The 24,446-nt window shown below is 37.4% G+C and carries 19 protein-coding genes and 1 other annotated feature; of the genes, 3 read left to right on the forward strand and 16 right to left on the reverse strand.

Features of this window, described 5'->3' with window-relative positions:
• Positions 1-21 precede the first annotated feature (21 nt).
• From QA584_RS24560 to QA584_RS24570, 3 genes are all read right to left on the reverse strand, one after another.
• A complete protein-coding gene (locus tag QA584_RS24560; RefSeq protein WP_278271736.1) occupies positions 22-921 on the reverse strand; it encodes a carbohydrate ABC transporter permease in 900 nt (299 codons plus the stop codon).
• 23 nt (positions 922-944) lie between these two features.
• Positions 945-1,802 carry an ABC transporter permease gene (locus QA584_RS24565; protein WP_278271737.1) on the reverse strand — a complete coding sequence of 286 codons (858 nt, stop codon included), beginning with the start codon at positions 1,800-1,802 and terminating at the stop codon, positions 945-947.
• Between the two features lie 377 nt (positions 1,803-2,179).
• Positions 2,180-3,907, reverse strand: a complete 1,728-nt coding sequence (locus QA584_RS24570) for an extracellular solute-binding protein (RefSeq protein WP_278271738.1) — start codon at positions 3,905-3,907, stop codon at positions 2,180-2,182.
• A gap of 463 nt (positions 3,908-4,370) precedes the next feature.
• Here QA584_RS24570 and QA584_RS24575 point away from each other — a divergent pair, with 463 nt between their 5' ends.
• On the forward strand, positions 4,371-6,701 hold the full coding sequence (locus QA584_RS24575) for a helix-turn-helix domain-containing protein (protein WP_278271739.1): 2,331 nt from the start codon (positions 4,371-4,373) through the stop codon (positions 6,699-6,701).
• 354 nt (positions 6,702-7,055) lie between these two features.
• Here QA584_RS24575 and rplT read toward each other — a convergent pair whose 3' ends face one another.
• The 5 genes from rplT to QA584_RS24600 form a co-directional block, all read right to left on the reverse strand.
• Positions 7,056-7,412 carry a 50S ribosomal protein L20 gene (rplT, locus tag QA584_RS24580; protein ID WP_278271740.1) on the reverse strand — a complete coding sequence of 119 codons (357 nt, stop codon included), beginning with the start codon at positions 7,410-7,412 and terminating at the stop codon, positions 7,056-7,058.
• A 29-nt stretch (positions 7,413-7,441) separates the two neighbouring features.
• Entirely contained in the window at positions 7,442-7,639 is a 198-nt protein-coding gene (gene rpmI, locus QA584_RS24585; RefSeq protein WP_278271741.1) for a 50S ribosomal protein L35, read from the reverse strand.
• A gap of 180 nt (positions 7,640-7,819) precedes the next feature.
• Entirely contained in the window at positions 7,820-8,314 is a 495-nt protein-coding gene (gene infC / locus QA584_RS24590) for a translation initiation factor IF-3 (RefSeq protein WP_278271742.1), read from the reverse strand.
• Between the two features lie 685 nt (positions 8,315-8,999).
• Positions 9,000-9,461, reverse strand: a complete 462-nt coding sequence (locus tag QA584_RS24595) for a GNAT family N-acetyltransferase (RefSeq protein ID WP_278271743.1) — start codon at positions 9,459-9,461, stop codon at positions 9,000-9,002.
• Between the two features lie 209 nt (positions 9,462-9,670).
• The gene (locus QA584_RS24600; RefSeq protein ID WP_278271744.1) at positions 9,671-11,260 is read right to left on the reverse strand and encodes a peptide chain release factor 3; all 1,590 of its coding nucleotides are present in this window, start codon (positions 11,258-11,260) and stop codon (positions 9,671-9,673) included.
• A 557-nt stretch (positions 11,261-11,817) separates the two neighbouring features.
• Between QA584_RS24600 and QA584_RS24605 the strand changes: the two genes are divergently transcribed.
• Positions 11,818-13,101 carry a leucine-rich repeat domain-containing protein gene (locus tag QA584_RS24605; protein ID WP_278271745.1) on the forward strand — a complete coding sequence of 428 codons (1,284 nt, stop codon included), beginning with the start codon at positions 11,818-11,820 and terminating at the stop codon, positions 13,099-13,101.
• Between the two features lie 69 nt (positions 13,102-13,170).
• Here the strand turns inward: QA584_RS24605 and thrS are convergent, their stop codons facing one another.
• The 5 genes from thrS to sfsA form a co-directional block, all read right to left on the reverse strand.
• Positions 13,171-15,123, reverse strand: coding sequence for a threonine--tRNA ligase (gene thrS / locus QA584_RS24610; RefSeq protein ID WP_278271746.1), 1,953 nt, complete (start codon positions 15,121-15,123; stop codon positions 13,171-13,173).
• 257 nt (positions 15,124-15,380) lie between these two features.
• Positions 15,381-15,607, reverse strand: a binding site (T-box leader).
• 60 nt (positions 15,608-15,667) lie between these two features.
• Entirely contained in the window at positions 15,668-16,486 is an 819-nt protein-coding gene (locus QA584_RS24615; protein WP_278271747.1) for a CPBP family intramembrane glutamic endopeptidase, read from the reverse strand.
• A gap of 726 nt (positions 16,487-17,212) precedes the next feature.
• On the reverse strand, positions 17,213-18,433 hold the full coding sequence (locus QA584_RS24620) for a glycosyltransferase family 4 protein (protein ID WP_278271748.1): 1,221 nt from the start codon (positions 18,431-18,433) through the stop codon (positions 17,213-17,215).
• A gap of 73 nt (positions 18,434-18,506) precedes the next feature.
• Positions 18,507-18,899 (reverse strand): bacteriohemerythrin, encoded by a 393-nt coding sequence (locus tag QA584_RS24625; RefSeq protein ID WP_278271749.1) that lies wholly within the window; start codon positions 18,897-18,899, stop codon positions 18,507-18,509.
• Positions 18,900-19,009: 110 nt separating this feature from the next.
• Positions 19,010-19,690: a DNA/RNA nuclease SfsA gene (gene sfsA, locus QA584_RS24630; protein ID WP_278271750.1), complete on the reverse strand. Its 681-nt coding sequence runs from the start codon at positions 19,688-19,690 to the stop codon at positions 19,010-19,012.
• A gap of 478 nt (positions 19,691-20,168) precedes the next feature.
• On the opposite strand from sfsA, the gene QA584_RS24635 reads away from it, so the two are divergent.
• Positions 20,169-20,459 (forward strand): hypothetical protein, encoded by a 291-nt coding sequence (locus QA584_RS24635; RefSeq protein ID WP_278271751.1) that lies wholly within the window; start codon positions 20,169-20,171, stop codon positions 20,457-20,459.
• Positions 20,460-20,921: 462 nt separating this feature from the next.
• Here the strand turns inward: QA584_RS24635 and QA584_RS24640 are convergent, their stop codons facing one another.
• The 3 genes from QA584_RS24640 to QA584_RS24650 all read right to left on the reverse strand — a co-directional run bounded on the left by QA584_RS24640 (position 20,922) and on the right by QA584_RS24650 (position 24,338).
• Positions 20,922-21,902, reverse strand: a complete 981-nt coding sequence (locus tag QA584_RS24640; protein ID WP_278271752.1) for a hypothetical protein — start codon at positions 21,900-21,902, stop codon at positions 20,922-20,924.
• Between the two features lies 1 nt (position 21,903).
• Complete coding sequence (locus tag QA584_RS24645) at positions 21,904-22,419, reverse strand: sigma-70 family RNA polymerase sigma factor (RefSeq protein WP_278271753.1); 516 nt, start codon at positions 22,417-22,419, stop codon at positions 21,904-21,906.
• A 167-nt stretch (positions 22,420-22,586) separates the two neighbouring features.
• Positions 22,587-24,338: an ABC transporter ATP-binding protein gene (locus tag QA584_RS24650; protein WP_278271754.1), complete on the reverse strand. Its 1,752-nt coding sequence runs from the start codon at positions 24,336-24,338 to the stop codon at positions 22,587-22,589.
• Positions 24,339-24,446 lie beyond the last annotated feature (108 nt).

Here is a 24,446-nt window from a genome sequence, read left to right on the forward strand (position 1 = left end):
TCTTTACTAATCTTTAACCTTCTATCCTTTCAGGGAGCCAATCATAATACCTCTGGTAAAATACTTCTGAACAAAAGGATACAGTAATAACATCGGTACGGAGGCACAGACTATTGTAGTATACTTTAAGGATTCCGTAATCGCCAGGGAATCCGTGTTGGACACCTGTCCGGTGGCCTGTACCATACTTGCCTGAACCTGGGCATTATTCATAATATTTCTTAATACCACCTGTAAAGGATATTTATCATAAGAATTTAAATAAAGCACCGCATCAAAATACATATTCCAAAGACCCACCGCATAAAAAAGGGCCATGACCGCTATAATTGCCTTGGCAAGGGGCAGTACAATCTTGAAAAAAACATCGAAATCATTTGCTCCGTCTATTTCGGCGGCTTCATATAGTTCAACCGGTATCTGCTCATTAAAAAAGGTTCTCGCTATTATTATGTTATATACACTTAAGCAATTTGGGATAATGACTGCCCAGATCGTATTCAGCATATGTAAGTTCTTAACTACAATATAAGTCGGTATTAATCCGCCTCCAAAAAACATGGTAAACATAAAGAAAGCTAAAAATAGTTTTCTTCCCCTTAAGAATTTACGGGACAACGGATAAGCAGCCAATATGGTCATGGAAACGGAGATCAAAGTTCCAAGCACCGTATAAAGGATAGAATGGAGATAACCGCTCATTATGGATTTATCTTTAAATACAAAACCATAGGATTCCAGTGAAAAATTCACCGGAAAAAAGGTAACTTTACCATTAAGCACATCCGAAGGACTGCTAAAGGAGGAACTTAATACATTAACCAAGGGTATCAATATGATAAAAGCACATAGAATCAGAAAAATTCCGTTAATAAAGTGAAAAATCCTGTCCTGCCGGCTGATTTTTATACCATTTTTCATAAATCAGAACTCCTTCTTTCTCTTTAAAATAAACTGGTTTCTGTAGTCCTTTTGGAAAACCAGTTGACTAACAGCAGTAATACAACAGACACAAGGGAATTAAACAAGCCTATTGCAGTCGAATAACTAAACTGTGAGGAACCAATTCCGATTCGGTAGACATAGGTAGATATTACATCTGACGTTGACAGGTTCATCTGGTTCTGCAGCAGCAATACTTTTTCAAATCCTACATTAATAATACTGCCGCAGTTCATAATGGCTAAGATAACAACCACGGGCATAATACTTGGCAGATCTATGTAACGGATGCGCTGCATAATAGTAGCGCCGTCTAATTTGGCAGCTTCGTATAAATCAGGGCTAATCCCCGCCAGTGATGCAAGGTAGATGATTGCGCCGTAACCGGTGCCCTGCCAGAGTCCGGATAAGATATAGATTGGGCGGAAGGCGTGAGGATCGGATAACAGGTTAAGGGCATCTAACCCCATCCATTCCCGTACAATATTAAACATACCGCCTCGAACAGCCAAAAACTGGGTTACTAAAGATACCAGGATTACCGTAGATATAAAATATGGTGCATAGGTAATTAATTGTACTGCTTTTGCCATCCTCTTCTGTTTTGCCGCATTGATGGAAAGGGCAAGGATAATGGGACAGGGAATACTGGCTATCAGGGAGGTGGTTCCAAGGATTAATGTATTGGAAAGCAGCCTTACGAACTGATAGGACGTAAAGAAATTTTTAAAATGTTTTAAACCTACCCACGGGCTGCCGCTAAAACCAAGTACCGGAGTATATTCACGGAAGGCAATCTGCAAACCATAGATTGGCCAGTATTTAAAAATCAGCAGGTAAACCACCGGTGGAATTAACATGATATAAAGCCTCCAGTGTGAGAGACCTCTCTTTTTATATTTCTTCTTTGCAGGCATTGTAATTCTTACCTCTCTTTTCATATTATCATTCAGATAATTGCGAAACTCCAATATAGTCTTTAATACCATTCCGTACAATTGCAGAGCAGAAGCCTGCTTAGAAGGCATCTAAAGCTATGAAGTTGTAGTCGCATGTATTACCTGGTATATATCAAAAACCAGTCAGTTTCACAAATATCTGTATATAATCATTAAATAATTGCAAATGTGTATCGCAATTACCTATCTAGTTTCATTAAAACGGTATATAGCCTGAGATTTCTAACAGACCATATACCGATTCATACGTTAAGGATAATAAACAGGATCAGGCAGGCTTATCTGGATATATAGTTCTGGTAAGCTTTATTGCTGATATCCAGATACTGGGAAAGCCCAATATTATCAAGATCGGTTTTATAAGAATTCCAGTCTTTATCGTTATTTATATCGAATCCGCCGGTTATGAATTTAACCAGGGCTTCCTCCTGATAATCTTTGATTTCTATCTGAAGACGGGAGTAATCGTTGGCTGCCTCTGCATCTACATTTAAAGTAGGTATGCTTTGGTCTACACTTCTTGCCACCTCTTCATATGCCTTCGTACCACGGAATAACTGGATTTCCGTACCGTTTGTGATGCTGTCATCTCTGAAATCTTCTGCTGCCACTGCTCCCTCTCTGTACTTTTTGGAATACATTACAGGAACGCTTTGTGTAAAGTCGATATTGTTGTAATAAGGATCATCTTCCGGTGTTTTAAGCAGTGCATAATCCGCCGGTTCGCCATCAAAACCAAGTTCACCGGACTCTGCTTTACGCCATTCGATACCTTCACGGCCGGTTCTAAACATTGCACCTTCATCGGAATAGAAGTAATCAATCCAGCGCATGATTAAGTCAGGGTTTTTAGCAGCAGACGTAATGACCATGTTTCCACGGATAACATCTCTTGTTAACTCATAATTTGGAGTGGTCGCAGTTCCGTCAGCACCTTTAAGGGGTGGCAGTATATCATATTGCTTCCAGATATCTGTATCACCCGAATAAATCTGATAAGCCGTAGGGTAGGAACCAAACATGGCATAATCTCCGCCGGATACATTGATCTTTGCATTGGTTTCCTGATTATTGGTAAAGGCTTCCGGACTTAATAAGCCTTCGTTATATAATTTATTTAAAAATTTCACACCTTCACGATATTGATCCGTCGTTGCGGTATAAATAAGTTTACCGTCTTCCACTGCCAAATGGGTGTCTGCATCGCAATAAGTAAAGGCATTCATTAAGAAACCGTCCAGCTGTGTATGCCAGCCGTCTGAATTAGCAATCAAAGGGATTTCATCGTTGGGATCTCCGTTGCCGTTGGCATCCTTTTCTTTAAAGGCTTTCAGCACATTATAATATTCATCAATGGTAGTCGGCATTTTTAGTCCCAGATTTTTGAGCCAGGTGGAATTTATGTACATCTTCTGGGAGTAATTACAGTGATAGCAGACTGCAATACCCGGCAGAGAATAGATTTTGCCGTCATTCTGGGATATCAGCTTCTTAACCTGGGGATCATCAGCCATAAGTTTCTTAAAATTAACACTGTTTTTATCTATTACCTCATTTAAAGGTACAATTAGTCCCTGATTCGCATATAAGAGTTCATTGGTGGGAGTTACATTATAGGTATCCATTCCACAGATTACATCGGGCAGATCACCGCTTGCCATAACGATGGACACTTTTTCGTTCCAGGAATCGGCAGGCACTACAATCCAGTCGATGGATACATTGGTTTTTTCTTCATATGCATCATTTGCATATGATTTTGTTACATCTTCTGTTCCCATCTGAGGAATCATAATAGAGAAGGACTGCTTTTCATTGGTGATTGGGAAAGTACCGGGTTCGGTTAATTCGGTGCCTTTACCATCACTGCTGCCATCTGCCTTTGTATCCGTCCCGGCAGAGTTCCCGCCAGTGCTTTGGGGATTTTTGCCACACCCACTAAATCCAGACATAACAAGAACTACTAACAATAATACTGCAAAAATACGTCTGTTCTTTTTATCCATTTTTGTTTTCTCCTCCTAAAATATGAATAATATCTGCATTAGCCACTTCATACGGCGGGGCCCCAATACTTGCCGCACGGTACCATAAACCTCTAATGCCTGGTACAAGAACTATTATGCTTTATGATAGCTCTCTTGAAAAGATACACTTAAGTACTTTTCCATACATAATCTCTCCGGAAATCTGAAAGCTCTGGGCATACAAAATATTACATGCCATACATTTTAGTGATTGCCGATTTTAACCTCTATTTATAACATACAAATTCCGCTTTTACCATACAAATTCTACTGACTTTCTTACGATTCAACCGATTTGACTCTTTCTCCTAATAAAATTTCAAATTACTCTTTGATTTATCCCATTATGTATATTATACTATTGATACGCCTATTTCCGAAATATTTAATGCATATTATACAGTTCTTATTTTATTGAATCAGGCATTAAGGAGTTTTTAACATGAAATCAATCAAATCTATATTATCTATTGTGTATAATAAACTAACCCGCAACAAAATCTTTATGCGTTTTTTTGTATCCTACATACTGGTTTTGTTTATCCCGTTTTTAGTGCTTCCGGTTATATTTAAATTCAGTTATGATACCATTGAGAAAAAAGAAGAAGAAATGCGTTCCTTAATGAACAATGACTGCTGTTCCAACATGGATGCTGCAATCCGTAAAATAGATGATATGGTTATGTCGTTAGAAAAAAATACTTCCTTGTATAAACTTCTGTATAGGAAGGATCGGCCCGGTGATGGCTCAAAAGATATCCTGCAGCTATATGAAGCCCGGACAGAAATGAATGCTCTTGTCAGTTATGCTGATTTTGACTATGACTTTGAACTTTACCTTGCCGGACCGGATTTGGTATATGACGGAAATTCTATTGTTTACGGCAGGGAAAATTATTATAATCAAAGGGTTTCCTATGACGGAATGACATATGGTCAGTTTAAAGAACAAGTCCTTGACCAATATCACAACCGTGACGTAATAGGCGATGTTGTAATGATTAATAAAAAAGACTTTACAAAAGCAAATAATTTCAAAAAGAAAACAGGCATCCTTTATATGATTTCTCTGCCCTATTTAAGCAGTGCAAGACTTGGCAACCCGGCAACTATGACTGTTTTAATCAGTGATTCCATTTTAAGTGGACTGGACTATGTTCCAGTGGGGGATTATGGCTGCGCTTTTATAGAGGACAATAATCAGAATATTATTTATAAAAGCTATGGTAATAAATTCACTTATCCGGTGGAAAATCTGACTTATCAAGGTGCAAAGGGAAGTTATTATAAAAATCTGAATGGACAGCTCTCCCTAATCACTTATACCAAGTCCTCCTATAATGACTGGTATTATGTATCCATCTCACCCATAGAGGAAATTATGGGCAGCTTATCCTCTATAAAACACATCTTTTACGGGACTATGGTTCTTATCTTTTTGGTTGGATTAATTCTATGCACCCTGTTCAGCCAGAGGAATTCGACTCCATTAGAAGATGTCTTGTATGCCCTGCAGGAAAAAGATGGTGCTGTGATTGCTTCCTTTTCAGAACTTGGAGCTGAGATTCATCACATGATTACCAACAATGAAGCAATGACAAAAGCCATTGCCGAACAAAAGATTAAAATGGAACGGGCCTTTTATGAGAAACTCTTTGCCGGGGGCTTTAATGAAGAAAATGAGATAATGGTCAATGCCAGGTATCTGGAACTGGATTTAAAAGCAGATATGTATGCCTTCCTGCTGTTATCTTTTGGAACGGCAGAAAGCAGTCTTGAAGAGGAGACCTTTTCTGATAAAAACCTGGTACAATTATTCGCAGAACATCTTGCTCTGCCTCAGATGCAGTTCAGAACCTACACCCATGTTATATCCTTTGATAAGCTGGGGGTTTTGGTCTTCTTCTCCGGTACAAAGGTCTGTCAAAACAAAGATATATTACAGAAGGAGTTTAATTTAAAGCTAAAAGAAATGCAGGAACGATTCTCAGAGGAAATAAGATGCTGCTGCGGCACCTTTTATAACAGTGCAATTGATATCCCTCTGTCCTATAACGAAGCCATAATGACTATGGATCAAAGAATCAATCAGAGCCCGGATTATACCATAAGTTTTTATGAAGATATGACATCCGAGCCTTCCTATTATTTCTATCCCAATGTGATTGAGATGAAATTAAAAAGTTTGGTAGGGGCCGGTAATACAGAAGGTATGGAACAGCTGCTGGATTATATCTTTACGGAAAATTTCCAGAAGAAAAGTTTATCCCAAAGCACCATCATAAAGCTGTTTATGGATATGCAGACAGGTATTATAAGATTGTTACAGGAATTTAAGCTGAATATACATATTCATGGATTGTTTAAAGCAAACTTAAATAATCTTAACATTGAAAACGAGTGCAGCCGTATTCGTGAGGCATACCATCAGATTATATGCGCTATTAAAAGTAAGCCTGCCGATAACCGGTTATTTGAAGAAATGATTCATTACATCAATGAGAATTATAATAACAATTTACTGAGTGTAAGTATGATCGCACAAAAGTTCCACATGTCGGAATCCTATTTCTCCCAGTATTTTAAAAAATATGTGGATCAGACCTTCAGTAAGTACTTAGAAACTCTTCGAATCAATAAAGCCTGTGAATTGATAAAACAGACAGATATCACCATTGAAGAGATTTCTGAAGCGGTCGGCTATACCAGTTCTTTATCCTTCCGCCGCGCCTTTAAAAAAGTTATTGGGGTAACGCCCTCCTGTTATCGATAATTATAATGACGAGCGTGTTATAAACATTGATATACAGCTTTAAAGCTGAGTTTATGAAGCAAGAAATATCTGCACCACAGCGAATATTTTTTAACGAGTATTTATTGCATTTAAATTAATATGATACCTTCACAAAAATGGCTTATTCAGGTCAATAATTTTACTTGTTTTGAATAAGCTCATTATCTGCATATACGGTTTCGAATTTATTTTAACCGGTTTACTTAAATTACTTTGGATTAGTATTTTGAATAAATAATCTCAATATATAAAAAAACAAGAGCAGTTATGAAATTTACACATTTCACAACCTGCTCTTTCTATATATCAGTAAATGATTTACTTAAATTTATATTATGCTATTTTAGATTTTGCAACTTCAGCTAAAGCTGTGAAGCCAGCAGGATCGTTAATAGCCATGTCTGATAACATTTTTCTGTTGATTTCAACACCGGCAACTTTTAAACCATGCATAAGTTTGCTGTAAGAAAGACCATTCATTCTTGCAGCTGCGTTAATTCTTGCAATCCATAACTGTCTGAACTGTCTCTTTCTTTGTCTTCTTCCGGCAAAGGATGAGGTTAACGCTCTCATAACGGATTGTTTTGCTACTCTATATTGTTTTGATCTGGCTCCTCTATATCCTTTTGCCAGCTTTAATACTCTATTATGTCTTTTTTTAGCATTTAATGCGCCTTTAATTCTAGCCATGTTCTATTTCCCTCCTTATCACCTATATCTTATAGATATGGCATAATCTTCTTCATATTCTTTACTTTTGTTGAATCTACTAAAGTAGCTTTTCTAAGATTTCTCTTTCTCTTAGTACTCTTCTTGGTTAAGATATGGCTTTTATAAGCTTTCATTCTCTTTAACTGTCCTGTACCGGTTTTCTTGAAACGCTTTGCTGCTGATCTGTTAGTTTTAATTTTAGGCATGATATTTCCTCCTTAATCATGATACAATTAGCTTATCCTTATATTGGGTTGTCCAATTGTCTTATTTTATTATTATTCACCTGGTAAAGTCCTGCCTGACTTTCACCGAATAACCGAAGCCTAAGCTTCGGTTATTCTAATCTATAACGTTAAAGTGTCCCGGACATTTACAAAGTGTAATTAACGCTTTTCTGTCAGAAACAAAATCATGCTTCTGCCTTCTAGTTTTGCAGGTTTCTCAACGACTGCAATATCCTCAAGCCTTGAAAAGAAATCATCTAATATCTGCTTGCCGGTTGACATATGAGCCATCTCCCTACCACGGAAACGAAGTGCCACTTTTACTTTATCACCTTTTGTGATAAATTTTCTTGCCTGATTAGCCTTAGTACTAAGATCATTCTCATCAATATTAGGTGATAAACGAATCTCTTTTACTTCGGTTACTTTCTGCTTTTTCTTTGCTTCTTTATCTTTTCTTGCTAATTCATATCTGTATTTACCGTAATCGATAATCTTACATACAGGTGGTTTAGCGGTAGGAGCAATCTTAACCAAATCAAGATTTGCTTCTTTAGCAAGCCTCATAGCCTCCTTAATTGGCAATATACCTAACTGTTCGCCTTCTTCTCCAATTAAACGGACTTCTTTGTCTCTAATTTGCTCATTGATCATTAATTCACTAATAGTACTGCACCTCCATAGGTTGATATTACATTATCGTGTTATTTTAACATAAAAAAAATGGATAGCAAAGACCATCCACATTCAAATCCGTCAAATTCCTCATTGGATTTTCGTTCCAACAAGTACTCACAACCGAAATTATTAACCTGAGTCACACTATAAGTGCTGAGGTGAGAGTGGATACTCTGCTTTATTGTTGTCGCATAATCATATTGTTAAATATGATAGATTCACAAGCTTTATAACTATAACATAGGTTTGTTAAATTGTCAATAAGATTTTGTAATTTTTTGTGACTTTTTTGATGACCTTTTTTGGACATCGTGGCAGCCGGTGGGGGGAATCATTGGGGGCGTCCGGTAGTATCCTGGCAGGCTTGTAATATTTTTGCAGGGAAAGAACCCCCATGCCACTAAAACTTGGTGAACTGCTTATAACAGCCGGGAAAGAGTAAAACTCACTTCGTTCAGACAGTTACTCTTTCCCGGCTTGTCGCAGTTTACCAAGTTTAAGTGGCATGGGGAACCTTTCCAATGCAAAAATATTACAAGCCTGCCAGGATATTACCTGTGTCTTTGGTTTATTTTCTTTTTCGCGGTTGCTGTGGTTGTTTTTTATTAGGAATTTTGTTTCTTTTAGCAGTGAAATTATATGAGTTATTAAATTCTATTTTCTATTGTATATAGTAAACCATATCACCCTTTACTTCTTTAAATCCGTATTTTTCATATAAAGGTTTCCCCATATCGGTGGCGTTTAGCATTACTTTTGAATGTCCATGGATTCTGGCTTCTTCTACGATCAGGTTGAATACTTTTGATGCAATTCCTTTGCCACGGTAAGCAGGATATGTAAACATGTTACTGATATAGGCTGCTTTACCGGTTATACAGGCTTTATTCGGGGGAACTTTGTAAAAGGTAATTCCGCCGACTCCGGCAACTTCCGCGCCGTCTATGGCTATCCAGGCCACAAAACTGCCGTCGGCAAGGGCTTCTGCTAAATATTCTTTAATTGCCTGAGATAAAGGTATCTTTTCTTCTTCCGTCAACTGATTCACATCACTTAAGAAGTCAATTCTTACTTTGGTTAGTAAATCAATTTCTTCAATCGTAATTCTGCGGTATTCTATCATATGATCTCCCCCCGTATCTATATTTATAATTTAATGTTCAGTAATCAAAAGCAATTCCACAGCTTCTTTTAGGTTCTTTCTATTAAAATTCTATCTTCTTTGCCACTTTCTCTTAAGATTCTATCTCTTTCATTTTCTTTCTCTTTAATTTTCTATCTCTTTAATTTTCTATCTCTTTCATTTTCTTTCTCTTTTAGATTCTTTCTGTATTATTCCCTTCCGAATTCAGACAATTTCAGTTCTTTATTCCGGTCTAAAACAGTCTGGATACTCCAGCTATGTGTAAATAACAATAATGGATTTCCTTTTAAATCCTTTACCTTTTTGGTATCGGAAGTAACATTTAATTTGCTGACTTCAATATTCTTATTTTCAATCCAGCGGATATATTCATAGGCTAAGGGTTCCAAACGGATTTCAACACCATATTCGGATTCCAGGCGGAATTTTAGTACATCAAATTGAAGAACACCTACCACACCTACGATGATTTCTTCCATACCGGTATTAAACTCCTGGAAAATCTGGATAGCGCCTTCCTGGGCAATCTGTGATACTCCTTTTAAAAACTGCTTTCTCTTCATGGTATCCACCTGTCTTACCTTGGCAAAATGCTCCGGTGAAAAGGTGGGTATTCCTTCATATGCAAACTTTTTATCAGGCATACATAGCGTATCCCCAATGGAGAAAATACCGGGATCAAATACACCTATAATATCCCCTGCATAGGCTTCTTCCACTATTTTTCTCTCCTGGGCCATTAACTGCTGAGGCTGGGATAGTCTTATCTTTTTGCCGCCCTGGACATGGTTTACCTCCATTCCGGCTTCAAATTTACCAGAACAGATTCTCATGAATGCAATTCTGTCTCTGTGGGCTTTATTCATATTTGCCTGTATTTTAAATACAAAGGCAGAAAAATCATTCGCAATGGGATCGATCGAACCTTCTGTTGATTTTCTTGGCAGTGGTGTTGTAGTCATATTTAAGAAATGCTTTAAAAAGGTTTCTACACCAAAATTGGTTAAGGCTGAACCAAAGAATACCGGTGTCAGCTTGCCGGCTCTTACTAAATCTACATCAAATTCACTGCTGGCTCCATCTAATAGGTCAATTTCTTCGGATAAGGTATCATGATTGACCTTACCTATTAAAGTATCCAGACTTTCATCCCCTAATTCAGCTTCTACGGATTCTACTTCCTTTTGTCCGTTGTTGGCAGCAAAAAAACGGGTAATATGTTTTGTTTCTCTGTCATATACTCCCTTAAAGTTCTTGCCGGAACCAATGGGCCAGTTAATGGGGCAGGTACGGATACCCAGTACGGTTTCAATATCATCTAAGAGTTCAAAGGTGTCTTTGGCTTCTCTATCCAGCTTATTGATAAAGGTAAAGATCGGTATATTACGCATGACACATACCTTAAATAATTTAATGGTCTGATTTTCAACACCCTTAGAGGCATCAATCACCATGACCGCAGAATCCGCTGCCATTAAGGTACGGTAGGTGTCTTCCGAGAAATCCTGATGTCCGGGGGTATCCAGTATATTGATACAATAATCTCCGTAGTTAAACTGCATTACGGAAGAGGTTACCGAGATACCACGCTGTTTCTCAATTTCCATCCAGTCAGAGACTGCATGACGGTCTGTCTTTTTCCCCTTAACCGAACCTGCCAGATTTATAGCCCCGCCATATAACAGAAGCTTTTCTGTCAACGTTGTCTTTCCGGCATCCGGATGGGATATAATTGCAAAGGTTCGTCTTTTATTAATTTCCTTCGTATAATCAGCCAAAATAAATCCTCCAAACTATATATTTCTAAGTTTATTATATCTATCACTTGTTCTGTATGAATTTTATTTACTGCATGAATTCTAATTACTATATAAAATCTGCGTATAGCATAAGTTCTGTTTATTATATGAATTCTGTATATTGTATGAATTCTGTTTACTGTATGAATTCCGCTTACTGTATAAATTCTGCTTACTGCCAGATTAAAGTTAAGGCAATTTTCCTGTCATGAGAATGCAATCTCTTTATCATATAAATATCTATCAAAACCTCTTCATAATATAATAAAAAAGCACTATCTGTCAAGGTATTTCAATAATATCAGCACTTTAAATCACATATTAAACCTATTCCTGTTCTGTACGGATAGGAAATAACGAAATACGAATCCAAACCGATAAAACTAAAAGTAATACTTGTTTGTTCCCAAATATTTCTTATGCTATAATATACTTTGTAAACCTTTAAACTGCAATTAATAAGGGAGAGTTAAGTTTGTGCTTGCGCACCACAAACTTGGTATACGCAAAGAGCGTGTGCAAGAATAGAGGTTAATATGAACACGGTTAGTAAGATTATATATGTTAAAGCAAACAGATTAATACTCTACACAGTAGTATTATACTTTATTTTATTTACTTTTTGCCTGTCAGACAAAGCCAAAGCAGAAAGCAGCGAATTTACCGTAGAAAATGGTATACTGATAAAATATTCCGGTAAAAGTGAACATGTAACAATTCCTGATACCGTTACGAGTATTGGGAGCTCGGCTTTTTCAGGTTGTATAAATTTAAAAAATATAACAATTCCAAGTACTGTAACAAGCATTGGAAATTCGGCTTTTTCTTCCTGCACTAATTTAGTAAAGATTAAAATTCCCGATTCTGTGACGGTTATCGGAGAAAGTGCGTTTAACGGCTGCAGTAAATTGAGTGAAATAATAATACCAAAAGGCATAACCCAGATAGAATATATGACCTTTTATAAATGCAGCAGTTTAATCAATGTAACCATACCAGATTCCGCTATAACCATTGGCCCATGGGCTTTCAGAGGCTGCCGAAGTTTAGAAAGCGTAGTTATACCGGATTCTGTTACTGCGATTGACCATATGGCATTTTTCGACTGTAAAAACTTAACTGACATTAAGCTTTCAAAGTCCATAACAAATATCGGATACCGTGCTTTTAATAATACAGCCTGGATAGACGCCAGGAAAAAAGAAGATAAATTCGTTGTGATAAACGGTATTGTAATTGATATCAGCAGCAGTCTGAAGGGAAAAGTAACGATTCCTTATACTGTTACAGCAATTGGGGAAGGGGCATTTGAAGACTGTGTCACTATTACAAGTATTATAATTCCTTCTTCCGTTACAACTATAGAAAAGTCTGCCTTTGAAAGATGCAGTAAACTAAAAAACATAAAAATACCAGATTCTGTAAAGGAAATCGGTATCTGTGCATTTCAGGAATGCACATCCCTGGAAACAGTTCAGCTTCCATCTACGATTACGAAAATCAGTGATAATACGTTTGATTGCTGCAGTAGTTTAACAAATATAACAATTCCCAAAAAGGTTACCAGTATAGGCACCTTCGCTTTTTACAAATGCCATAGTTTAAAAAGTATAATAATTCCTGATAACGTTACAAGCATGGGTGTTCATTCTTTTTCTTATTGCAGCAGTTTAACAAGCATAACAATACCGGCTTCGGTAAAAAATATTGGCTCTCCTTTGTTCGTCAACCGCAATAAAGCATTAACAATTAATTGTATTAAAAATACTTATGCATATTCATTTGCCAGAAAATATAAAGTTAAGTATACCTTAATATAATTATGGTCTGATTATCTGATGTGTAAAAGGCCGGTCCCAGCAGGACCAGCCTTTTATCGTATAAATGAATTATTGTTCTACTTCAATCTTCTTAATCTCTTTCGTTCTGATTTCCTTGCAGATATCGTTAACAAATGTATCGAGAGGTTTCTGTCCTTCATCTCCAAGGTAACGGCTTCTTACAGACACTAAGCCTTCTTCTTCCTCTTTCTGTCCTACTACTAAAAGATAAGGCACACGGTCAAGTCTTGCTTCGCGGATCTTATAGCCGATCTTTTCTGCACGTTCGTCTACACTGCTGCGGATTCCGTTATCTTTTAATTCACCTTCGATTTTCTTGGCATATTCATGATATTTTTCAGAAATCGGAAGTACTCTTACCTGTTCCGGACATAACCAGGTCGGGAACTGTCCTGCGTATTTTTCAATCAGCCAGGCAAGGGTTCTTTCATAGCAGCCAAGGCTGGTTCTGTGAATGATGTAAGGACGAACCTTATCACCGTTCTGATCGATATAATACATATCAAACTGTTCTGCTATAATCGCATCCCATTGTATGGTAATCATGGTATCTTCTTTACCGTATACATTCTTAGCCTGGATATCTACCTTTGGACCATAAAAGGCTGCTTCGCCTTCTGCTTCCGTAAATGGAATGTTAAGTTCTGTAAGCACCTTACGGATTCTGCCCTGAGTTTCTTCCCAGATTTCTTCTGTACCAATATATTTTTCCTTATTGGTAGGGTCCCATTTTGATAAACGGTATGAAACATCTTCTTCCAATCCTAAAGTCTTTAAGCAATATCTTGCCAAATCAAGACATCCTTTGAACTCCTCATCCATCTGATCCGGTCTTACAATTAAGTGACCTTCGGAAATGGTAAACTGACGTACACGGGTTAAACCATGCATTTCACCGGAATCTTCATTTCTAAAAAGTGTTGAAGTTTCACCATATCTAAGGGGTAAGTCACGGTAAGATTTCTGGCTTGCTTTATATACATAATACTGGAATGGACAGGTCATCGGGCGAAGGGCATATACTTCTTTATCCTTCTCTTCGTCTCCTAAAACAAACATACCTTCCTTATAATGATCCCAGTGACCGGAGATTTTGTATAAATCACTCTTAGCCATAAAAGGAGTCTTCGTTCTTAAATAGCCTCTCTTTTCTTCCTCATCTTCAATCCATCTTTGAAGTGTCTGCATGATTTTTACACCATTTGGCATAATGAGAGGAAGTCCCTGTCCGATAACATCAACGGATGTAAACAGTTCCATTTCCCGGCCTAATTTATTATGGTCACGCTTTTTGATATCTTCCAGATGAGCAAGGTATTCTTCCAAATCCGCATTTTTCGTAAAGGCAGTTCCATAAACTCTGGTTAACATCTTATTCTTTTCACTGCCTCTCCAATAGGCACCGGAGGAAGAAATCAGCTTGATTGCTTTAATTCCTTTGGTACTCATTAAATGAGGTCCTGCGCAAAGGTCCACGAAATCCCCCTGACGATAAAAGGATATAACCGAGTCCTCTGGAAGGTCACGGATTAATTCTACTTTATAAGGTTCGCCTTTTTCCTCCATAAGTTTAATTGCTTCTTCTCTTGGAAGTGTAAAACGTTCCAGTTCTGCGCCTTCTTTGATAATCTTCTTCATTTCCTTTTCTAAGGCGTCCAAAGCGGCACGGTCAAAAGGCTCTGTATCAAAATCATAATAAAAACCAGTATCGATAGAAGGTCCGATTGCCAGTTTGGTATCGGGATATAAGCGTTTTACAGCTTCTGCGAGTACATGGGAAGCAGTATGTCTGTAAGCTGCTTTTCCGGCTTCATCATGAAAGGTTAATATATTTAAGTCACAATCCTCGGAAACTACGGTACGTAAATCCACAACTTTTCCATTTATCTCACCGGCACATGCCATTCTGGCAAGACCTTCACTGATATCCGCCGCAATGTCTATAACGGTCATAGCGCTGTCATACAGCTTTTCTGATCCATCCTTTAATGTTATCTTCATAAATAATCTCTCCTTATACTATTTGATATTTCTTTCATCTCCAGAATCCCCTGGCAGCTGGTCATCATTTTCTCGATCGCATAGAAAGAGTCTGCCTCGCTAGACTCTAGCGCTGACGCGCTGTCATTTTAGTGACAACTTCCAATAGCATGCCATGCGCATCCCACCAGTCGGGCTTTTAATTTTACAGGATAGTTGAGGAACTTTCCTGTAAAATAAAAAAATCCCGTCACTTCCGATTGCCTGATTGCAGCTTCGAAAGGGACGAGACATATCTCGCGGTTCCACCCTTGTTGGTATTTAACCTAATAGAATACTGATTTATTCGGTTAAATTCCCACTTCATTCGATTATAACGTAATCAACGGACCGGATTGGGGTCACTCAGAGGTAGTCTTCGGATGCCGTCCAATAAGATATTCTCAGCTTATCATATCTCTCTCTGCAATGTTTGGCATCTTACTCGTCTCATCAACGTATTCATATATTGTTTGATATTTTTTATTATAGCATTGTAAAACTCTTTGTCAAGAGGGAGTTTCTCTCAACGCTTGGGTAGCGTAGGATGCATAATCTTAATTTTTCTGAATAAGAACATGGCTATGATAAGGGGTGGCGTTGAACCTGCAATTGCCAAAAGGCATCCCTTGGATAAACTCATTTCTATTCCAATTATCGATGCCCCTCCATCAAAGCACTGCCCTATTACCAATGCGAACCAGTCTACCAGCATATGAATGATGATTGTTGACCAGATATTTCTGCATATGACAAAAATTGTTGCGAGAAGTACACCTGAGGCTGTTGCATTGATCACCTGTACAACCAGGGTTATAGGCGGAACAAAGAATATATTTGTAAAATGCATTGCCCCAAAAATCGCTGCTGACACGAATATTGCTTTTAATGTACCTTGATAGGTAGGATGATCCTGCTCCAATAAATTATTCAGTACGAAGGCTCGAAAGGTGATTTCCTCATTAACTCCAACCATGAACATATTAAGTGTAAATATGATAAAAATAATCGGTGCTTTCGGAATAAGAGTCTTTAAGTCCACTCCAATGTTACCGGCTATTGCTCCGCCTATCCCTATAAACAGAAATGGAATGCCTAATACTAACCCCAGCCCTAAGCCCTTTTTTCGAAAACCTGCGCCATCCCAGATACCAATGACGCGAATAACTGCCAGGCAGAATACTGTAATGATTATGTCACCAATCAGTTTATCTATTCCCATACCCGGCTTATCATCCCATAAAAAAAAGATGGAAATAACAAAAGTAATCATACAGACTATAGCCGAAAATATAATTTTATGTTTTTTAGAAAATGCTTTGATTGTTTGCTTTAATGTAACCATATTGTCCCCTTTTTTTGTAAAATACGATCATTAAATTGATTGGACAAATCCATTCAGTCTAATGCAAAAATTATCAGAATTTTTATATATGAGCAACCTTAGTAGCTTTCTTTTCCCAGTAAAAAGCTGTTTATCTTCATTAATACGCTTTATCTTTCCGTTTTCCTCCCATGATTAAGTTACATCATATTCCTTCCAATAAAATTGTAATTCTTTTGTTTTCAAATGATTCACTCCTTAAATAATAACTCTTTTACATTTCCTAAACTCTGATTAACAGTAATCATGCTGCGAAAAGACTTCACTTCTTTTCCACGTATTTTATCAAAATTAAATACCAACTGGTTTGAAATCTCTTTTTTTTACAATATTGCTCATATTATTTTATAATACCACAAATTTCCAAGCCAATCAAACAATTCCATCTTGTAATCTGATATACCCTACCGCCCACCTCTCTGATTCTTCCTACTCTATTATGAATGGAGCTCATGATTATTATCATTATAAAAATTATGAAGGAACCTTTTTAAGAAATCTCTTTAAGAGACTTCGAATTGCTATGATATGATAATTACTATTAGCTTAAAACTAAATCTTAATCATTTAAAAGAAGGGACAAAAAACTACCGGCTGTTCGGGATCCTATCGATATCCCCTTTGCAGGGTGTACGCCGATAGTATTCCAAACAGCCGGTAGTTGTAATTTGTTAACTGGTTTAAATCTCAGGTATGAAATAAGTGACTGATCTTTTTCGTCTCATATGCGGCACGCTGTTCGGATATGGTATCCCTATGCATGACCTCTTCATAAACCCGTTCCACATTACGGGCAAACTCTTCGGAGGAGTATTTTTGCATTTTGAGTTTCGCGTTTTCGCCATAGGTTATACCATTATTACTAAAAAAGATGGTATCTAGTCCCTTTATCAGTTCATTTCGGTCAGTAAAATCATAGCCATTCCAGCCAAACACTAAAATATCCTCGAGGCATTTATCTTTTTTAGCCACCACCGGCAGACCTGCTGCCATGGCTTCAATGTATGTCAGCCCCTGGGTTTCACTCTGGGACGCACTAACAAATACATCCCCAAGCTGATAAAACAGTCCGATGTTATCCCAGGGCTGAGGTCCGGTAAAGATAATCTTATCCTGCATCTTCAGATCGGCGGCCATCTGTTTTAAATGCTCCATCTCCGGTCCGCCGCCTACAATCAAGAACTTGACCTGTTCCCTGGTTTTCATATAGTCCGGCATAGCTTCAATGATTTCGGATATATTCTTTTCCTTTGATATTCTGCCTAAATAGAGAAGTACTTTATCTTCGGCCTTAATGCCAAACTGCTTTCTTAACTGAAGTACTTCTTCTCTTTTATAAAGCTCTGGATTGAATTTTCTTAAGTTTACTCCGGTAGGGACTACGGAAATATCCTTGAATACACTATACTTAAGCAGCAGCTCCCGGACTTTTTCTGTAGGAACGATTACCTGCTCTACGGTATTACAGCATATTTTGGTAAATATCCGTACAAAGGCTTTGGCCCTTTTATCCAGTGTCTTAATGTGGGTAATATAATGGGTATAGTCCTCATAGATCGTATGGTAGGTATGAACCATCGGTAATTTTAGTTCCTTTGCCATAATGCGTCCGAATATTCCTAATGAAAATTCTGTATGGGTATGGATTAAATCCAAATTCAGTTTTTTAATAAGGGAAGCCAATTTCGGCTGATAAAATAACCCAACTCTTCTTTCCGTAATCAATACACAGGGCAGACTTGGTACCCGAAACACATTATGTTCAAAGGCTGGCGCTCCCGGTGTTGTGGTAGTAAATACGTATACCGTGTGGCCGATTTCCTCTAGTTCATTTTTTAACATATATACCGAATTGGCAACACCGTTAATTTCAGGATAATAAGTCTCTGTAAATAAACCTATATTCAATGCTAACTCTCCTCTTTCCCTATTAAGCTATATATTCCTGTTAGCTTTATAATATAACAAATTACTGTCCGGTTCAACTATTTCCAATTAATTTATCCTTTTCCAGAATGTGATGCACAAGCCAGTCATTTAAAAATTCCAGTAATCCAAGCAGCGCAGCAGCCTGGTTGTGATCCATCTGTTCAAAATCATAGGTATTTAGTTTCTCAATAAAATCAATATGTTCCACCTTATGTGACAGAAGCTTTTTGTAATGGATACTCTGCATATATGCCTCTTCATCAGAAAAATGCTTAATGGCATATTCCTTTAAATTAGTAATTATTTTTACAATATTGTCAAATTTATCTGCTATGAATTCATCCTTTAACACCTGATATGCTTCGTCCGCAATCCGGAATAACTCCTTGTGTTCATCATCAATTAGTTGAATCCCGGTATAATATTCCTCTTTCATTTCGTACATAGATATCCCTCTTTCTCCTTCGCATAGTAATGACACTTTATGGTTTCCGAATACCCTTCCTTAATCCTATTCCACCCTCTTTTAAATGTGAGAGATTTTTTCATTTCTCTTCATAAATGAACCGGTACTTTATCCTTTATCACCATACTGTCCATAGCCACCTCACAATCTACTGCCAGTATGTGGACTCCACACTCAGCCGCTTCCCTTAAGGCTTTGCCAAATTCCGGATCGGTAAGGTCATTTGGCTCAAAGGATGTAACATCTTTCATCTGAACCACGAACACCAGATAAGCAGCATATCCATCCTCTAAGCACTGACATAATTCCCTGATATGCTTCACCCCCCGCTCTGTTGGTGCATCAGGAAATTTTACAACTCCATTCTCTTCTAACGTTACCCCCTTTACTTCCATAAATATTTTCTCTTTCTCTGTTTCTATGTAAAAGTCAAATCTGGAATTACCATAGGTTTTCTCAGGCTTAAGGTATGTAATGTCTCCAAATAAACCGCCGCGCTTAAGCCACTCGGAAACAGCCTTATTGGGAGCCTGAGAATCCATATTGATAAACCGTTTCTCCTTTATCACCCCTATTACAGAATACTTTGTTTTTCTGGACTGGTTATCTGCCTTTTGGACAAAGACCGTTGCACCAGGAATCAGCAGTTCCCTGCATCTTCCAGTATTCTTTACATGGCAGATCTCCACTTTTTCGTCTATCTCTACTAAAGCAATAAACCGGTTTGGTCTGGATAAAAATTTGCCGGCTTGTACATTTTTATAATTCATAATTTACACCCATTGCATTATCCCAGGTGACCTGGGATAATGCCACAAATAAGAATGTATGAAAGATTCTCAGTGTGTCAACCTTTCTTATAATATATTTCTTTCACGCTTGCTCCCATATTTATTAGAAACCAAATTCATGGTATTTTTATCCTGTAACTAAATGCGTTTTTTCAACATTTCATTTCTTCGACAAATTCCGCTGTATTTACAGGGTTTGTCCCTTTTTTGTAATGCTTTATTATAACATTTCTGAATTTATGAATCAATCATTTTCCAATTCAGAATTTTTAAATTATTTTGTAATTTTATTATATTTTATTGTTTTTTTGGTAAAAATTTATATAAGTTTTACTTTATTTTTCCACGGGTATCACTTATAATGGAACTGATAATTATTTTTTAGAAAGAAATTCTTGTAAACTGTATAACAAATAGCAGTAATTGCATATACTGTTTAACGAAAGGAAGTATGAACATGAAAAAATTTGGAAAGTTTTTATTTGGTACAGTATCCGTTGCAACAGTAGCTGCCGGAGCTTATTATTTGTACAAAAATTTAGTAAATAAGGACTCTTCTGATGATTTTGATGAATTTGAAGATGAATTTGAAGACTTCGACGCCGAAGACGAGGATACTACTGATCAAAACAAAAAAGATACAAGGGAATATGTGTCAATTAATATAACTTCAGAAGGATCTGACCAAAGTGCAGCAGAAGATATTGCAACCGCCTCCGAAATCACTTCTGAGGAAGAGGAAGAATAAACATAAAATGACCGCTTAATTCAGTTATGGATTGGCGGTTATTTTTTGTTTTTATATAAAGATTTTGGTTTAAAAGCCCTTTTAGGTTGTGAAATGGGGCTGTTGCAAAATATAGGATACCAACCCTGGGCATAGAATAAGGATTATATTTTGCAGAAATTTTGTTCCAAGTTCGCGCGAATATGCGGCTGCATTCTCTTTCTTGCAGCCATTCGCGCATACTTTACACAAAATTTTTGCAAAATATAATCCTTATTCTCTCCCAGGTAATTTAGTCTTTTGATTTGCAACAGCCCCATTAATTTAGTTTATTTAGGGCTTTTTACTTGAATTTATTCCTTTTCTCTTTAACTAATTTTTTAATCACTCTGCTTTTTTTACATTATGAACAGACTGGCAATAAATTCTTAAACACATTCTATTATTTTTATTTAGAGATACATCCCTAATCTTTTCGAACCATCACTTAATAGAATTATATAACTCATCTGCCTGTTTTAAGAGTTTATCCATGGAATCGACACGGTAATCTTGTGTGGTTGTTCCTGCGTTTGTGTTAGGATCTGTGGTTCCATTCTCCTGTAATACGCGGAGGTAATTACCTAATAAAATGGTGTACTTTAGTTTTTCTTTCGTAGTTATTTGAAATTTATAAACCCAGTCATCGGCTTCCTCGATGCTTTCTGTATTAACCGGAGTCATGGAATAGCCATCAAACAGGGTATATAATTCACTCACCTTAGTTCCAGCTTTCTTGGAATCAGCCTTTGCATTGTCAGCTTTTGCATCGTCACCCTTTAACTCTGCATTTGAACTGTTCTTCTTAAGCGCGGTAAAGGTTTCTACCTTTTCAGCGTCAACCGGATACAACACGGAGAACTGGTCCTTACCCGTACTTAATATTGTTCCATCATCTGATTTCACTGTATATTTTTCTGTCCCAGCAGTATTTTGACTCTCTTCTAAATCAGATGCAGTAGACCCTACCGGACTATCCGCCGCGGCGCTGTCCGCCATAGTGGTATCAAAGGTTAGATTACTCTCTGTACTGCCTGCTGCAGAACTGGCACTGTTATCCTGGATACCGTAACTTCGCATGGTTCCGTCGCCTTTTGCCTGTTCTGTTACGGGTGCCTCCAGGTTCATGGGTGATGAGGTTTTATTTCCTACCATACCATTTTTAAGTACGTTTATGCCTGCAAATAGTACGAATACTACTGCTGCCGCACTTACAAGCCTTCTTACAGGAAATGGTCTTATTTTCTTTTCTTCTTTACGCTGTTCTTCCTGGGGATCGGATTCTTTAATTGCCTTTAAGGTCCTTGCAATTAGATCCTCTGAGACCTTAATGTTATCAATGTCAAAAGAAGCATTCAGATGGTCTTTCAGCTGCAAATCATCAAAATCGTCTTGAAGTACATTATTTTTATTATTCTTTTCCACCTTAAATCCTCCCTTCAAGGCAAAGCTTTAGTTTCTCTTTTGCTCTGGATAGACGGCTTTTTGCCGTACCTTCAGCAATCCGTAATAGCTTCGCGGCTTCACTGATGGTCATATCATTGTAGTAAATACACAGTAAAACGTCTTTATATTTGTCGGGCAGTTTCATAACCTCTTCTCTGATTACCCGATTTTCTTCCTGCTGTTCTACAGCGGTAAAATCGTCATCACCTGCCATGGTATTTTCCTGAAACTCCGTAAAGGGCATAACTCTTTGATTCCATGCACTTTTCAAATAATCTTTACTGGTATTAATAGTAATACGTATGATCCAAGTCTTAATACTGCTGCTACCTTGAAAGGTACTAAGTTTCTGATTTACTTTTATAAAAACATCCTGGAAAATATCTTCTGCCAAATGACTATCCTTGACATACATATAAGCTGTCCGTAGAACATCATTTCCGTATTTTCTCATCAATGTCTCTATGTCGTAAGCCGATTCTTTATCCTCGTACATTGATAACTTCCCCCTATATACTTTTTACGCGGTTATATTAGCTCCATCTCCTATCCCGTGTATATAATTTAATCGCTTGGCATATATTTATAGCTGCAGTATCAGGTATACTATCAACTATTAGACGATACAAATTAAATAACGGTTCCAAATAATAACTGGTAATACTATGCAAGTCTTCCATTTCCCTGAGTCAGCTTATAAAGCCCTGCATAAATTCCATTTTGATTCAGGAGCTCATTATGGGTGCCTCTCTCTTTGATTCCCTCCTCTGTCAATACGATAATATCTTTTGCATTGCGGATGGTTGAGAGTCTGTGGGCTATTACAAAAGTGGTCCTGTTTTTCGCCAGTTTTTCCAGTGATTCCTGTACTACTTTTTCACTTTCATTATCAAGTGCCGAAGTTGCTTCATCAAAGATTAGTATTGGCGGATTTTTAAGAAATACTCTGGCTATGCTAAGGCGCTGTTTCTGACCGCCGGATAATTTCACACCTCTTTGTCCGATGTAAGTATCATATCCGTCCGGGAGTTCCATAATAAATTCATGGGCATTGGCATTTTTAGCAGCTTCTATGATTTCTTCATCGGTGGCTTCTAATTTACCATACCGGATATTATCCATAACCGTACCGGTAAATAGATACACATCCTGCTGTACGATACCAATATTCTTACGTAAGGAACGCAGCTTTATGTTACGGATATCAACTCCGTCTAACAGGATTTTACCGGAGCTCACTTCATAAAATCTTGGTATCAGACTGCAAAGGGTAGTTTTACCGACACCGGAGGAACCAACTAAAGCCAGATAATCTCCGGACTCCACCTTTAAATTAATATTCCCGAATACATCAGATTTTGTATCCTGATAACGGAAAGCTACTTCATTAAATTCAATCGTTCCTTTTACTTTTTTAAGAGCGATGGCATCTTTTTTATCAACGATATCTGGCTGGATTTCCATAATCTCCATAAATCGGTCGAAACCTGTGATACCATTTTGAAACTGCTCCGTAAAATTGATTAGCTTTCGTACCGGTTCTATTATATTGTTGATATAAAGCAGGAAGGTAAGGAGATCGCTTAAGGCAATGACTTTATTAGCCATGAGAACGGCTCCGCCGATGATTACCGCTACATTAATTAAACTGGTAAAGAATCCAAGTCCGGAATGAAAGGTAGCCATCTGCCAGTAACTGTTGCGCTTGCTCTCTACAAAACGCCGGTTTCCATCGTGGAATTTATCCATTTCCTTACTTTCATTGGCAAAGGATTTTACAACACGAATACCGGATAAATTATCTTCAATCTGGGCATTGATTTCTGCAATCCGTTCCCTGTTTTTACGAAAGGCCGCATTCATCTTATTCTTCATGTAATAAGCAAATACGAACATGATTGGAATAAAGGCAAATACGATTAAGGTGATGGGAAGATTGATGTTAATTAATATAATAAAGGCACCTACGAACTTAATGATGGAGATTACGATATCCTCCGGACCGTGATGGCATAATTCGGTAATATCAAAAAGGTCGTTGGTAATTCTGGACATTAACTGTCCGGTTTTCTGATTATCATAGAAGTTAAAGGATAACTTCTGATAATGTTCAAAGATGTCATTACGCATATCATATTCCATCTTTGCTCCCATAACATGCCCCTGATAGGCTATGTAGAAATTACATACCATTTCCAAAAGAGCCAATCCAATCATCAGAAAGGATAATTTTATTATGGTATTCATGACTTGATTAATCTCATAATGCCCCAGAAGGTCATTGGTTACATACCTGACTATGAGGGGGTATATAAGGGATATTCCTGCTGCCGTTAAAGCAAAAAACATATCCGAGAAAAACAAACCCTTATAAGGTTTATAATAGGATAAAAATTTCTTAAACTTACTACTCATACTGCCACCTTTTTATTCTTATTATTGTTATATCAAGTATACTCGGCAATGCATTTTTCGTTGACGGTTCCTACTTGATACAATTTCGTTTATTTGCTTCGTTTATCT

The organism is Anaerocolumna sp. AGMB13025, assembly GCF_029689925.1.
In the GTDB taxonomy this organism is placed as follows: Bacteria; Bacillota; Clostridia; order Lachnospirales; family Lachnospiraceae; genus Anaerocolumna.

Coding starts and splice junctions, on each gene's coding strand:
- QA584_RS24560 (WP_278271736.1), bottom strand. CDS start 921: ATGAAAAATGGTATAAAAATCAGCCGGCAGGACAGGATTTTTCACTTT.
- QA584_RS24565 (WP_278271737.1), bottom strand. CDS start 1,802: ATGTTAATTCCACCGGTGGTTTACCTGCTGATTTTTAAATACTGGCCA.
- QA584_RS24570 (WP_278271738.1), bottom strand. CDS start 3,907: ATGGATAAAAAGAACAGACGTATTTTTGCAGTATTATTGTTAGTAGTT.
- QA584_RS24575 (WP_278271739.1), top strand. CDS start 4,371: ATGAAATCAATCAAATCTATATTATCTATTGTGTATAATAAACTAACC.
- rplT (WP_278271740.1), bottom strand. CDS start 7,412: ATGGCTAGAATTAAAGGCGCATTAAATGCTAAAAAAAGACATAATAGA.
- rpmI (WP_278271741.1), bottom strand. CDS start 7,639: ATGCCTAAAATTAAAACTAACAGATCAGCAGCAAAGCGTTTCAAGAAA.
- infC (WP_278271742.1), bottom strand. CDS start 8,314: ATGATCAATGAGCAAATTAGAGACAAAGAAGTCCGTTTAATTGGAGAA.
- QA584_RS24595 (WP_278271743.1), bottom strand. CDS start 9,461: ATGATAGAATACCGCAGAATTACGATTGAAGAAATTGATTTACTAACC.
- QA584_RS24605 (WP_278271745.1), top strand. CDS start 11,818: ATGAACACGGTTAGTAAGATTATATATGTTAAAGCAAACAGATTAATA.
- thrS (WP_278271746.1), bottom strand. CDS start 15,123: ATGAAGATAACATTAAAGGATGGATCAGAAAAGCTGTATGACAGCGCT.
- QA584_RS24615 (WP_278271747.1), bottom strand. CDS start 16,486: ATGGTTACATTAAAGCAAACAATCAAAGCATTTTCTAAAAAACATAAA.
- QA584_RS24625 (WP_278271749.1), bottom strand. CDS start 18,899: ATGTACGAAATGAAAGAGGAATATTATACCGGGATTCAACTAATTGAT.
- sfsA (WP_278271750.1), bottom strand. CDS start 19,690: ATGAATTATAAAAATGTACAAGCCGGCAAATTTTTATCCAGACCAAAC.
- QA584_RS24635 (WP_278271751.1), top strand. CDS start 20,169: ATGAAAAAATTTGGAAAGTTTTTATTTGGTACAGTATCCGTTGCAACA.
- QA584_RS24645 (WP_278271753.1), bottom strand. CDS start 22,419: ATGTACGAGGATAAAGAATCGGCTTACGACATAGAGACATTGATGAGA.
- QA584_RS24650 (WP_278271754.1), bottom strand. CDS start 24,338: ATGAGTAGTAAGTTTAAGAAATTTTTATCCTATTATAAACCTTATAAG.